Annotated in this window: 11 protein-coding genes and 1 riboswitch; of the genes, 1 reads left to right on the forward strand and 10 read right to left on the reverse strand. The window is 68.4% G+C overall.

All coding sequences use genetic code 11. From position 1 onward, the window contains the following. Positions 1 to 97: 97 nt before the first annotated feature. From B0920_RS22400 to B0920_RS22425, 6 genes are all read right to left on the reverse strand, one after another. Positions 98 to 757 carry a GNAT family N-acetyltransferase gene (locus B0920_RS22400; protein WP_078034891.1) on the reverse strand — a complete coding sequence of 220 codons (660 nt, stop codon included), beginning with the start codon at positions 755 to 757 and terminating at the stop codon, positions 98 to 100. A 100-nt stretch (positions 758 to 857) separates the two neighbouring features. After that, positions 858 to 2,390 (reverse strand): DAHL domain-containing protein, encoded by a 1,533-nt coding sequence (locus tag B0920_RS22405; protein ID WP_078034892.1) that lies wholly within the window; start codon positions 2,388 to 2,390, stop codon positions 858 to 860. A 124-nt stretch (positions 2,391 to 2,514) separates the two neighbouring features. Continuing rightward, positions 2,515 to 3,693, reverse strand: coding sequence for a multifunctional CCA tRNA nucleotidyl transferase/2'3'-cyclic phosphodiesterase/2'nucleotidase/phosphatase (locus B0920_RS22410; RefSeq protein WP_078034893.1), 1,179 nt, complete (start codon positions 3,691 to 3,693; stop codon positions 2,515 to 2,517). A gap of 3 nt (positions 3,694 to 3,696) precedes the next feature. Continuing rightward, positions 3,697 to 4,413 carry a glutathione S-transferase family protein gene (locus tag B0920_RS22415; RefSeq protein WP_078034894.1) on the reverse strand — a complete coding sequence of 239 codons (717 nt, stop codon included), beginning with the start codon at positions 4,411 to 4,413 and terminating at the stop codon, positions 3,697 to 3,699. Positions 4,414 to 4,430: 17 nt separating this feature from the next. Further along, positions 4,431 to 5,393 (reverse strand): complex I NDUFA9 subunit family protein, encoded by a 963-nt coding sequence (locus B0920_RS22420; protein WP_078034895.1) that lies wholly within the window; start codon positions 5,391 to 5,393, stop codon positions 4,431 to 4,433. A gap of 7 nt (positions 5,394 to 5,400) precedes the next feature. Further along, a complete protein-coding gene (locus B0920_RS22425) occupies positions 5,401 to 7,446 on the reverse strand; it encodes a lytic transglycosylase domain-containing protein (RefSeq protein ID WP_229455891.1) in 2,046 nt (681 codons plus the stop codon). A gap of 410 nt (positions 7,447 to 7,856) precedes the next feature. Between B0920_RS22425 and B0920_RS22430 the strand changes: the two genes are divergently transcribed. Then, positions 7,857 to 8,378: a 5-formyltetrahydrofolate cyclo-ligase gene (locus tag B0920_RS22430; protein WP_229455892.1), complete on the forward strand. Its 522-nt coding sequence runs from the start codon at positions 7,857 to 7,859 to the stop codon at positions 8,376 to 8,378. 116 nt (positions 8,379 to 8,494) lie between these two features. Here the strand turns inward: B0920_RS22430 and metF are convergent, their stop codons facing one another. From metF to metK, 4 genes are all read right to left on the reverse strand, one after another. Continuing rightward, positions 8,495 to 9,325 (reverse strand): methylenetetrahydrofolate reductase [NAD(P)H], encoded by an 831-nt coding sequence (gene metF, locus B0920_RS22435; protein ID WP_078034897.1) that lies wholly within the window; start codon positions 9,323 to 9,325, stop codon positions 8,495 to 8,497. Next, the gene (locus B0920_RS22440; protein ID WP_078034898.1) at positions 9,312 to 9,668 is read right to left on the reverse strand and encodes a phage holin family protein; all 357 of its coding nucleotides are present in this window, start codon (positions 9,666 to 9,668) and stop codon (positions 9,312 to 9,314) included. The genes metF and B0920_RS22440 overlap by 14 nt, the downstream gene beginning before the upstream one ends. Positions 9,669 to 9,893: 225 nt before the next feature. Further along, entirely contained in the window at positions 9,894 to 11,306 is a 1,413-nt protein-coding gene (gene ahcY / locus B0920_RS22445; protein ID WP_078034899.1) for an adenosylhomocysteinase, read from the reverse strand. A 29-nt stretch (positions 11,307 to 11,335) separates the two neighbouring features. Continuing rightward, positions 11,336 to 11,407, reverse strand: a riboswitch (S-adenosyl-L-homocysteine riboswitch). 273 nt (positions 11,408 to 11,680) lie between these two features. Then, positions 11,681 to 12,847, reverse strand: a complete 1,167-nt coding sequence (gene metK, locus B0920_RS22450; RefSeq protein ID WP_078034900.1) for a methionine adenosyltransferase — start codon at positions 12,845 to 12,847, stop codon at positions 11,681 to 11,683. Positions 12,848 to 12,891 lie beyond the last annotated feature (44 nt).

The following is a 12,891-nucleotide window of genomic DNA, read 5'->3' on the forward strand; positions in this document are numbered from 1 at the left end:
GGGCATGGATCGGAACATTGTGATGAAACGACAAGACCCGGTCAAACACCGGCTGGGTCCGGACGCGAAGTTTAGCGTCCCCGCTAAACAGGCCGGCTCACTTCTTGGGCGAGAACCACTTGGCGGCGGCGCGGGCGTTGGCCTTGACGGTGTAGTCGATGACGGCGAACTGCTCTTCCAGCGCTTCGGCCATCACGCTGCCGGGGCTGGGCGGCGGCAACTGCAGGTAGGCGTCGGCTTCGCCGTACTCGCGCTTGATCCGCATCCCCGCCTTCTTCGCGATGTGCATCATGGTCTGGTTCGAGGACAGGCACTGCATGTAGAGGGTGTCGATGTCGGAATTGCGGCAGTGGGTGGCGGCGCGCTGGAAAAGACGGGTGCCCACGCCCTGGCCGCGCGCCGATGCCGAGACCGACACGCCGAATTCGGCCACCCGCTCCTTGGTCGTGGTCTTGTGCGGCCCCTTCGAGTCGGCGCTGGAGAAGGCCAGGTGGCCGACGCCGACCAGCTGAAACACGTTGCTCAGCACCCCGAACACGATGTCGCGCGAAAAGTCGATCTTCGCCACATAGGCCTTGATCTGCTCGTCCGGGATCATGCTGCCGAAGCGCAGCAGGCGGTCGCTGGGGTCCAGCGCCAGGAAATGGCGCAGGATGCGCCGGCGGTCGCGCTCGGCGAGTTCCTTGACCAGCACGGTGGGCTGGCCCTTCTTGCCGCGCAAGCCCTGCAGCCAGCGGCGCAACGGATTGTCCCACATGATCGCACCCTTATTGTGCACTGCAACAAATGGCATTCTAGCCGAACCGGCGCTAGCCGCAGTTCGCCACGCTTATTGTCGCGCTGTCGCTGCGGGAATGCTAGCTCGGCGTCAGCCACTGGGCCTGCGGGCTGACCACGAAGGTCCCCTTGCCCGACTGCTTGGCCTCGTACATGGCCTTGTCGGCGTCGGCCAGCAGGGCCGCCTGGCCGCGCGCCGCGCCGGCCTGGCCGCGCGCGCTGGCGATGCCGATGCTGGCCGAGATCTTGACCGGATGGCCGTCGGCCTCGGTGATCGACTCGATCTGCTCCAGCGCCAGGCGCGCCACCCGCAGCGCGCCCTCCCGGGTGGTGACTTCTTCCAGCATGATCACGAATTCGTCGCCGCCCAGGCGCGCCAGCGCGTCCTCGGCGCGCAGCTTGTCCTGGACCCGGCGCGCCACCATCTGCAGCACCAAGTCGCCGGTCGCGTGGCCCCAGGTGTCGTTGACGGCCTTGAAGCCGTCCAGGTCGATGAACATCACCACCACCACGCTGTCGCGGCGGTCGCTGCGCGCCAGCGCGCGCTCCAGCAGGCGGGTAAGCTGGCGGTAGTTGATCAGGCCGGTCAGGCTGTCGTGCTGGGCCAGGCGCTCGAGCTGCCGGGATTGCGCTTCGAGTTCGGCGGTGCGCTCGGCCACGCGCTGCTCCAGGGTTTCGTTGGCGGCCTGCAGGCGGTAATTGACCTCGCCGATGATGCGGTAGCTGCGCCGCAGGCGCCAGCCGGCATAGGCCAGCAGCACCAGCAGCACCGCCGAATAGGCGAACAGGTAGCCGCGGTAGCGCTGGCGTTCCAGCAGCACGGTGTCGAATGAGCGGTCGTACTCGCGCCCCAGGCGGTCGAGGGCGGCGCCCAGGCCCGTGGCCGCGATCTGGGCTTCGAGGCGGTTTTCCAGCGGACGCTTTTCCAGGATCACGCGGCAGCTCTTGATCAGGGCGTCCATCTTCTCGACCACGGCGGGCGAGAAGGCGATCTGCTGGGCCGCGACGTCGCCCAGGATCTCGTCGATGTGGGTGGCCAGGGCCGGGGTCGGCGCCAGGTTGTAGCGCAGGATCTCGGTGAGCAGCGAATTGAGGGTGGTGTCCAGGCGCACCACGATGCGAGCCGGCGCCAGCGCGCCTTCGATGCCGCTCAATTCGGTCTTGAGGTCGGCCACCGCCGGCGGCACGTGCTGCAGGGCTTCGCGCAGCGGCGGGTTGTGGCGCGCGAACTGGGTCACCAGCTGCTCCTTGTCGCGCAGCGCGCGCCGCAGGCTGGCGTAGGCGGCCGGCGCCTCCGCGCCGGGCGTGAGCGGCAAGGCCTCGCCCAGGCGCTCCATCAGGTCGTGCATGCGCGGCAGGCTGGCGGTCAGGGCCGGGTCTGCGGGCGCGCGCCCGATGTGGGCGCGCAGGATGTTGGCGTCCCATTCGGCGTCAAGCTTTTCCAGCTCGCGCAGGTTGAGGGTGACGCGGGTGCGCACCTCCGGATCGACCGCCTCGGTCCGGATGAACAGGAAGACCAGCAGCAGGCTCAGGACCAGCACCGCCGCCCCGGCCAGCAGCAGGCGGCGACGCGGACTCAGGCTCGCTGCGCGCCGCGCCAGCACGCCAGACATGTTATTCCCCCATTGCAACAAAATCGCTCACCGAAGAATAGCAGGACTGCGGCAAGCGCCGCGCACAGGGTGTAACCGTGTGTAACACGGCGGCGCGACGGGAATTCTTCCTATGCGCCGTGGGTCAGGAAGCCAGGTCCAGCGCGCCGCGCACGGCCTCGATGCGGGCGGCGCGGACTGCTTCCGGGATCTGTTCGCGCCGCCCGGCCAGGCGCGCGGCGATCTCGCCGGCGTTCACGGCGCGCGCCGCGCCCAGGGCCTGCAGCAGGCGCACGTCCTCCGCGCAGGACGGGCCGGCGGGACGGGAGGGGTCCTGCTGCGCGCCGCCTGCCTGCGCGATGGTGGTGGCCGCCAGCAGCATCTCGGCGAAGCGCTCCGGCTTGCGGAAGGCGTCGCAGCGCTCGAACAGGGCGACCACGGCCTCCGGATCCGCCGCCCGCCCCACGGCCAGAATGTCGCGCTCGCGCGCGGTCATCAATGCCAGGTCGCGGCAGTCGTTGGGCACGCGCAGGCGCTTGCAGAGCTGCTGGATCGGCGCCAGACCCGGGCCCAGTTCGTGCACCAGGACGGCGAAGCGCAGCGCGAGCGGGAGGCCGCGGCCGGCGGCGGCGTCGACCAGCCGCAGCACGCGCTCGCCGGCGTCGCCGTCTTCAGGCGCAGGACGCTCCCACAAGGCATCGAGTTCGGGCAGGATGCGCGCCAGGGCGCCGCAGGCCCGCAGCACCTCGAACATGCGCGAGGGCCGCTTTTCCATCAGGCCGCGCGCCAGTTCCTGCCACACGCGCTCGGGCACCAGGGCGTCGGCCTCGCCCTCTTCCACCATGCGCCGCATCAGGGCCAGGGTGCTGTCGGCCACGCTGAAGTCGGGCAGGCGCGCGGCGAAGCGCGCCAGGCGCAGGATGCGCACCGGGTCCTCGGCGAAGGCGTCGGAGACGTGGCGGAACACGCGTTCGCGCAGGTCCTGGCGGCCGCCATAGGGGTCGACCAGCTCGCCGTCCTCACCCAGCGCCATGGCGTTGATGGTCAGGTCGCGCCGCACCAGGTCCTGTTCGAGGGTGACGTCGGGCGCGGCGTGGAAGGCGAAGCCGTGGTAACCCCGGGCGGTCTTGCGCTCGGTGCGCGCCAGCGCGTATTCCTCCTGGGTCTCGGGATGGAGGAAGACCGGGAAATCCTTGCCGACCGGGCGGAAGCCCGCCGCCAGCATCTGCTCGGGGGTGGCGCCGACCACCACGTGGTCGCGGTCCTGGACCGGCAAGCCCAGCAGCTGGTCGCGGACGGCGCCGCCGACGACGTAGCTGCGCATGGCTCAGCCCGGCAGATCGGAATCGCGCAGCGTGGTCGGGTCTTCCTCGCGCATGGCCTCGTCGACCCAGCGCGCCACCGCCGGGTGGGCCAGCACACGCTCGCAATAGGCCTGCAAGGCAGGCGCCAAGGCCACCCCGTAGGTCTTGAAGCGGGTGACCACCGGCGCGTAGTAGGCGTCGGCGATCGAGAACTCGCCGAACAGGAAGTGGTGGTGGCCGAAGCGCGCCAGGCAGTCTTCCCATATTTCGCAGACGCGGCCGATGTCGGCCTGGCAGCCCGGGGTGCGGCCGTGGCCCGGCAGGCGGGCCTGGATGTTCATCGGCATGGCGCGGCGCAGTTCGGCGAAGCCGGAATGCATCTCGGCCACGATCGAGCGCGCCAGCGCGCGCGCGGCCACGTCCTGGGGCCACATGTGCTTGTCGGGGAACTGCTCGGCCAGGTATTCGATGATGGCCAGGCTGTCCCAGATCGTCATCTCGCCGGCCAGCAGCACCGGCACCCGGCCGGCGTGCGAGTAGTGCGCGATGTTGCTGGCGGTGTCGGGACGGTCGAGCAGGACCTTGATCTCGGTGAAGGGGATGCCGAACGCGACCGCCGCGACCCAGGGCCGCATCGACCAGGAGGAGAGATTCTTGTTGCCGATGACGAGGGTCAGGCCCGGCTGGCGGGCCTGGGCCAGGGTGTGCGAAAGGGTCGGGTCGAGTTCGATGGTCTGCATGGGCTTCTTGGTTCTGGTTAGCGGCCGGCGCGGGCGCGGAAGGCGTCCATGCGGTCGGCGGGCACGAGGTAGTGCGGTGCGGCGTCCTCGACCGACGTGAGCTTGATTCCCAGCGTCTCCGCTGTCAAGGCTTTCGTTGCCGGATCGACCACGTTGTCGACCTTCATGGAGTCGAGGTTGTCGCGGCTGATGATGGGCTCGCCGGGCAGCAGCTCGAACAGGGTCGCCTGCAGGCGCGCCATCCAGTCCGGCAGGCCGAGCACGGGCCGCTCGACGCCGGCGTAGCGCCCGGCCAGGCGCACCAGGTCGGCCAGGATGAAGACGGCGGGCCCGCCCAGTTCGATCTCGGCGCCGCGCGTGCGCGGCTGGTTCAGGGCGCGCACGAAGGCCTCGACGACGTCGCCCACGTAGACCGGCTGGAAGCGCGCCGTGGGCGCGGCCAGCGGCACCAGCGGCAGGTGGCGCTGGAGGGCGGCGAACATGGTGAGGAAATGGTCGCCAGGACCGAACACCACGGAGGGCCGGAAAATCGTGGGCGCGACCTCGGGCGCGCTGCGGGCGGCGGCCTCGCCGTCGCCCTTGGAGCGCTGGTAGGCCGAGGTGCCCGCCGGGCTCGCGCCCAGGGCGCTCATGTGCAGGTAGCGCGGCACGCCCTCGGCGCGGCAGGCGGCGACGATGCGGCGCGGCAGCTCGACGTGGAGGCGGCGGAAGCCCTCGCCATAGGGCTGGCTGCGGCCGCCGTGCAGGATGCCGACCAGGTTGATGACGGCGTCGCGCCCGCGCACCAGGCTGCGCAGGACCTCGTCGTCGTGGATGTCGGCCAGGCGCAAGTCGACCCCGGGCAGGAGGGCCAGGTGCTTGGCGCGTTCGTAGTGGCGCGCCGGCACCAGCACATTGGCGCCCTCCTCGGCCAGCCGCGCCACCAGGTGGCAGCCGATGAAGCCGGTCGCGCCGATCACCGTGATGTTCGTGGAGCGCATGGCGGCCTCAGGGCAGGATGGAGCCGTTGCCGCCGCGCGGGCTCACGGTGGTGACGCGCGTGCGGATCGACTGCGGCCGGCCATCGAACACGGCGGCGTAGTTGGTGGCGTTGGCCAGCACGTTGCGCACATAGCTGCGCGTTTCGGAAAACGGAATGGTTTCGACGAAGATCGCGCCCTCCATCGGCGCCTCGAGGCGGCCGCGCCAGGCGCGCGCGCGGCCCGGTCCGGCGTTGTAGGCGGCGGTGGCGAGGATCTCGTTGCCGTCGAAATTTTGCAGCACCATGTTCATGTAGTTCGCTCCCAGCGTGATGTTGGTGCGGATGTCGTTCAGCATGTCGTGCACAAAGTTGTCCAGGCCAATCTTTGCCGCCACCCACTTGCCGGTGGACGGCATCACCTGCATCAGGCCCGAAGCGCCGACCCCGGAGCGCGCATCCTGGATGAAGCGCGATTCCTGGCGGATCAGGCCGTACACCCAGGCCTTGTCCAGGCCCAGGCCCTGGGCCGTGGGGCGCAGGATGTCGAGATGGGGCGCCGGGAAGCGCTGGGCGTAGTCGAGTTCGGTGCGCGTGCGCAGCGAGGTCTCGACCATGCGGTCGAGCAGCTCGTTACGGCGCGCCAGCTCGGCGGCGGCCAGCAGCTGACGTTCAGACATGCCGCGCAAGCCCCAGTTCCATTCGCGGTTGCCTTCCGCGCGCAGGCGCAAGCCATAGAAGCGCAGCGCGCGCTGCAGGCTCGGATTGGCGCTGGCCTCGGCCAGCTCGGCGACCGTGACCGGCGCCACCGGCGGCGGCGCCGTGACCATGCGGCCCAGCTCATCGAGCGCCAGCTGGCCATAGAAAGTCGACTGCGCCGCGATGCGCTCGAACAGCGCGCGCGCGGCATCGGACTGGCCCTCGGCCTTGTGGGCCCGGCCCAGCCAGTAGACCCAGGCCGGGTCGGCCTTGAGCCCGGCCGGCATGGCCTCGATGGTGGCGCGCACCAGCTTCCAGTCGCCATTGCGCAGCGCGATGCGGGTCTTCCACTGCATCTGCTCGTTCGTCAGCGGCACGCCGTTGGCGCGCCGCCAGTAATCGCCGGCCTCCTGGTCCTGGGCGATGGACGCGGCCAGGGCCAGGTTGGCCCAGCCGATCGCGCGCTCCTCGTTCGAGAGCCGGTCGCTGTTCTTCTCCAGCGCCACCATCGCCAGTTTGAGGCTGGTGCGCGCCATGCGGCCCAGCGCCACCAGGTAGATCTCGCGCTCGGCGCGGGTGGCGCCGATGCCGCGCGCCATGGCCACGGCCGGCACGTCGACCGCCTGGGCGGCGCGCGCTTCCGGGACGCCCAGCAGCACGGCGGCGCGGCGCGCCGGACCGGTGGCGTTCATCTCGCCCGCCAGGCGCAGCTGCCACAGCAGGTCGGCCTGGCTGAACTGGCCGTTCTGCGCGAGCTGGGCGATGAGAGAGGCGCAGGCTTCGCCGTAGGCCGGCGGATTTCCCAGCAGGGCGCGCGCTTCCTGGGCCACGGCTTCGCCCCGGCTGGCGCGGGCCAGCAGGCCGTAGCAGCGGATCTGCAGGCTGCCGTTCTGGGTGAGCGTGCCGGCTTCCTGCTCGAAGGCGGCGAAGTCGCGGCGCCGGCCCAGCTCGAGCAGCCATTCGGCGCGCAACTGGTCGGCGGCCGCGCTGCCCTCGTGACGGCGCAGCGCCTCGCGGACTTCCTCCGGTGCGGCCTCGCGCAGACGCAGTCTCAGGCGATAATAGTCGACATGCGAGGCCAGCGGATAGTTCGCCAGGCGCGGCGCCAGCGTATTGACGCGCACGGCATCGTTCTGGCGCGCGGCATCGCGCAATTGCAGGAACAGGTTGTCGTCCTCGCTGCGGGCATCGGGGATGCGGGCCGGCTGGACGGCCGGCGCCGGTGGGCTGCCGTTGGCGGGGCCGTTGCCATTGACGACAGGTCCGTTGTTGCTGGGGGCCGGGATACGGACGTCCGGAATACGGGCGTCCGGAGTGCGGGCGTTCTGCGTACGGGCATCCGGCGCAGGTGCAGCAGCTGCGGCAGGCGCAGGCACAGCAGGCGCAACATTCACGGGTGCAGCAGGCGCGGGTGCAGCAGGCGCGGGTGCAGCAGGCGCGGGTGCAGCGGGCGCGGGTGCAGCGGGCGCTGATGCAGCGGGCGCTGGCGCAGTAGACGCTGGAGGCTTCGCCTGCGATGGGGCAGGCGCAGCGGCGGCAGGCGGCGCGGTCTCGTCCGGTTCAGGATCTTCCTGGGCCAGCACGGGCGGCATCCAGGCCAAAGACAAGACCAGGAACATGGCGGTCGGCATGATGCCGGCTGTCAAACTCGATCGAACCATCCAACACTCTCAAAGTACGCTGCATTGAAACCATGACCGGCGATCAAAGAATACCACGCGCATCCAGCCCCCTGCCAGACACGGGCGCAGCACTTGATGACTCCCCGCAACAGGACAAAGGGGCGATGCGCGCCGCGCTCAAGGCGCGCCGCCGCGCCCTCGATCCGACCGTGAAACGCGACTGGGACCAGCGCATCGGCGCCCAGGTGCTGGCCTGGGCGCGCGCGCAGCAGCCTGCCATGCTGGGAGTCTACTGGCCGCTGGCGGGCGAGCCGGATCTGCATCCAGCCTACGCGGAATTGGCGCAGGCGGGCGTACGGCTGGCGCTGCCGGTGGTGGTGGCGCGCGGCGCGGCGCTCGGCTTCGCCGAATGGCTGCCGGGGGAACCGACCGTGTGCGACGCCATGGGAGTAACGGTGCCGGCCGCGCTGCGCATGGTGGAGCGGCCGCCCGCGCTGCTGGTGCCCTGCCTGGGCTTCAATGCGCAAGGCTACCGGCTGGGCTACGGGGGCGGTTTCTACGACCGCACCCTGGCTGCGGCGCCGCGGCCGCTGACCCTGGGGATCGCCTACGCCTTCCAGCGCGTGGCCTTCGAGGGAGCGGCCCACGACGTGCCGCTGGACCGGGTGCTGACCGAAGCGGGCTGAGGACGGCCGCGGGCTGGGTGCTGACCGAGCGGGTGCTGACCGAGCGGGTGCTGACCGAGCGGGTGCTGACCGAAGCGAACTGGGGCCGGCCTCGGGGCCGGCCTCGCCAGGGAGGCTTACTTGACCAGCCGCTGCCAGATGGCGGTGGTGGCCAGCGCCTGGTTCATGCTGTAGAAGTGCAGGCCCGGCGCGCCGCCGGCAAGCAGGCGCTCGGCGAGCGCGGTCACCACGTCCAGGCCGAAGGCCTTGATCGAGGCGGAGTCGTCGCCGAAGCTGGCCAGCTTCAGGCGCACCCAGCGCGGGATCTCGGCGCCGCACATGTCGGAGAAGCGCATCAGCTGGGTATAGTTCGTGATCGGCATGATGCCCGGCACGATAGGCACGTCCACGCCCAGCTTGCGCGCATTGTCGACGAAGGTGAAATAGGCGTCGGCATTGTAGAAGTACTGGGTGATGGCGGCGTTGGCGCCGGCCTTGACCTTGCGCGCGAAGTTCTGCAGGTCGTCCTGGGGCGAGCGGGCCTGAGGGTGCATCTCGGGATAGGCCGCGACCTCGATGTGGAACCAGTCGCCGGTTTCCTGGCGGATGAATTCGACCAGCTCGTTGGCATAGCGGAATTCGCCGGCGCCGCCGTAGCCGCTCGGCAGGTCGCCGCGCAGCGCCACCAGGCGGCGAATGCCGTGTTCCTGGAACTGCTTGAGGATGGCGCCGATCGAGGCGCGGTCGCCGCCGATGCAGGACAGGTGGGGCGCGGCCTCGTGGCCTTCACCCTTGATCTCGAGCACGGTCTGCAGGGTGCCGGCCTGGGTGCTGCCACCGGCGCCGAAGGTCACCGAAAAATACTTGGGCTGCAGCTCGGCCAGTTTCTGGCGCGTGGCCCGCAGTTTTTCCGCGCCTTCAGGCGTCTTGGGCGGGAAGAACTCGATACTGAAATTAGGAGTTTCCATCGTTATCTTTGAGGAGCAAGGTGGAAAGCGCCCACGAAATGATGCTGTACAAGATCGCTGCCAGGAAGGCCGACCAGAAGCCATCCACTTCGAAGCCTTCGATGAAGTAGGCCACCATCCAGAACAGGAAGGCGTTGATCACCAGGATGAACAGGCCCATCGACACCAGGGTCACCGGCAGGGTCAGCAGGACCAGCAGCGGGCGGATCAGGGTATTGACCAGCCCGAGGATGAGGGCCGCGATGATAGCGGTCGTGAAGTTGGAGACGGAGACGGAATGCATCAGGTAGGGCAAGACCATCAGAGCGACGGCATTGATCAACCAGGTAATGAGCAGGCGCATCGGATCAACCTCGTAGGGGCTCGTGTCGAAAAAACGGGCCCCTCGGGGCGAATGCCTTCAGTTAGCGCATGCTCGTCATTCCGGCGTAGGCCTGGTCGGCCACGCCGGAATCCAAGTTCTGCTGAGCTGATAAGACGCTGAACCTGGGCCCTGGCCTGCGCCGGGGCGACGGTCTCTCTGCTAACTAAAAATCATCGGCCCCTCGGGGTCCGCCTCAGCCGCTGATCAATAGCGGTAGTGTTCCGGCTTGTACGGACCTTCCTTGCTCACCGAGATGTAGGCGGCTTGCTCGTCGGTCAGGGTGGTCAGCTGCGCGTTGAGCTTCTTGAGCTGCAGGCGGGCGACCTTCTCGTCCAGCTTCTTGGGCAGGGTGTAGACGCCCACCGGGTACTCGGCGGTATTGGTGAACAGCTCGATCTGGGCGATGGTCTGGTTCGCGAACGAGGAGCTCATCACGTAGGATGGGTGACCGGTGCCGCAGCCCAGGTTCACCAGGCGGCCTTCGGCCAGCAGGATAATGCGCTTGCCGTCCGGGAAGATCACGTGGTCGACCTGGGGCTTGATGTTGTCCCACTGGTACTTGCGCAGGGCCGCGACTTCGATCTCGTTGTCGAAGTGGCCGATGTTGCAGACGATGGCCTGGTCCTTCATCTTGAGCATGTGCTGCTCGGTGATGACGTGGTAGTTGCCGGTGGCGGTGACGAAGATGTCGCCGTGTTCGGCGGCGTAGTCCATGGTCACGACGCGGTAGCCTTCCATCGCGGCCTGCAGGGCGCAGATCGGATCGATCTCGGTCACCCAGACCTGGGCCGACAGGGCGCGCAGGGCCTGGGCCGAACCCTTGCCGACGTCGCCGTAGCCGGCGACGACGGCGATCTTGCCGGCGACCATGACGTCGGTGGCGCGCTTGATGCCGTCCACCAGCGATTCGCGGCAGCCGTACAGGTTGTCGAACTTCGACTTGGTGACCGAGTCGTTGACGTTAATCGCCGGGAAGGCCAGCTTGCCTTCCTGGTGCATCTGGTACAGGCGGTGCACGCCGGTGGTGGTTTCCTCGGTCACGCCCTTGATTTCCGGCAGGCGCTTCGAGTACCACTGCGGATCGCGCGCCAGGCGGCCCTTGATCGCGTTGAACAGGCAGATCTCTTCTTCCGAGCCCGGCTTGTCCAGCACCGAGATGTCCTTCTCGGCGCGCACGCCCAGGTGCAGCAGCAGGGTGGCGTCGCCGCCGTCGTCGAGGATCATGTTGGCGTGCTGGTCGCCCGGCCATTCGAAGATGCGGTGGGTGTATTCCCAATATTCGTCCAGGGTCTCGCCCTTGACCGCGAACACCGGGGTGCCGACCGCGGCGATGGCGGCGGCGGCGTGGTCCTGGGTCGAGTAGATGTTGCACGAAGCCCAGCGCACTTGCGCGCCCAGGGCTTCCAGGGTGCGGATCAGGACCGCGGTCTGGATGGTCATGTGCAGGGAACCGGCGATGCGCGCGCCCTTTAGCGGCTGGGCCGCGGCGTATTCGTCGCGGATCGCCATCAGGCCCGGCATTTCGGTTTCGGCGATGCGGATTTCCTTCTCGCCCCAGGCGGCCAGGGAGATGTCGGCGACGAGGTAATCGGGGGATTGTTTGAGTACGGCGCTCATCACGCCCTCCTTTCAATGTTTAGAAAAAAGTAACGTGAGCGCGGTTGCTGATATCCGAGCCTGGCGAAGAGGATCTCTTCGTCGCAACGCTCCTCGGAAAGAGTGAGTTTAACACGGGTGGGACGGCTTGGGTCTGGTCGTGTTGTTTGCTGAAGGGGGGGCTTGGGGGTGCTGCTTTGGTGGTGGATGGATGCGTTGGGGGTATGCTGCGAACTTGGATCCCGGCCTTCGCCGGGATGACGTTTATAAACGGAGTTGGATGGTCGCAGGACGGTGACTTCGGCCACCAGCCGGAAAACCGTCATCCCGGCGCAGGCCGGGATCCAAGTTACGGTGAGCAGACGGAACTAGTCCGCCCACTACCGTAGCTTGCCTTACGCCAACCCAGCTTCCGCCCGCAGCAGCGCCGCCTTGTCGGTGCGCTCCCAGCTGAATTCAGGCTCTTCGCGGCCGAAGTGACCGTAGGCTGCGGTCTTGGTGTAGATCGGACGCAGCAGGTCGAGCATCTGCACGATGCCCTTCGGACGCAGGTCGAAGTGCTCCATGACCAGCTGGGCGATCTTCTCGTCCGAGATCACGCCCGTGCCTTCGGTGTACACGGTGATGTTGATCGGACGCGCCACGCCGATCGCGTAGCTGACCTGCACCTGGCACTGGCGCGCCAGGCCGGCGGCCACCACGTTCTTGGCCACGTAGCGGGCGGCATAGGCGGCCGAGCGGTCGACCTTGGACGGGTCCTTGCCCGAGAAGGCGCCACCGCCGTGCGGCGCAGCGCCGCCGTAGGTGTCGACGATGATCTTGCGGCCGGTCAGGCCGCAATCGCCCTGCGGACCGCCGATGACGAAGCGGCCGGTCGGGTTGACCAGGTAGCGGGTGCCTTCCAGCCACTCGCGCGGCAGGGTGGGCTTGATGATTTCTTCGATGACCGCTTCCTCGATCTGCGAGTGGCTCACGTCCGGATGGTGCTGGGTCGAGAGCACCACGGTGTCCACCGCCACCGGGCGGCCGTTGACGTAGCGCAGGGTGACCTGGGACTTGGCGTCCGGGCGCAGCCAGGGCAGGCGGCCATCCTTGCGCAGCTGCGACTGGCGCTCGACCAGGCGGTGCGAGTAATAGATAGCGGCCGGCATCAGTTCCGGGGTCTCGTCGCAGGCATAGCCGAACATCAGGCCCTGGTCGCCCGCGCCCTGGTCGAGGTCGATGCCCGCGCCTTCGTCCACGCCCTGGGCGATGTCCGGCGACTGCTTGTCGTAGCAGACCATGACCGCGCAACCCTTGTAGTCAATGCCGAAATCGGTGTTGTCGTAGCCGATGCGCTTGATGGTGTTGCGCGCGACCTGGATGTAGTCGACATTGGCGTGGGTCGTGATTTCGCCCGCCAGCACCACCAAGCCGGTGTTGCACAGGGTTTCGGCGGCGACGCGGGCGCGCGGATCCTGTTCCAGGATGGCGTCGAGGATGGCGTCGGAAATCTGGTCAGCGACCTTGTCGGGATGGCCTTCGGAGACCGACTCGGACGTGAAGAGGTAGTCGTTAGACATGCAATAGCTCCAATTACTGTTCAATACAATGCCGCAGCAACTGG

The organism is Massilia sp. KIM, from assembly GCF_002007115.1.
GTDB lineage: Bacteria > Pseudomonadota > Gammaproteobacteria > Burkholderiales > Burkholderiaceae_D > Telluria.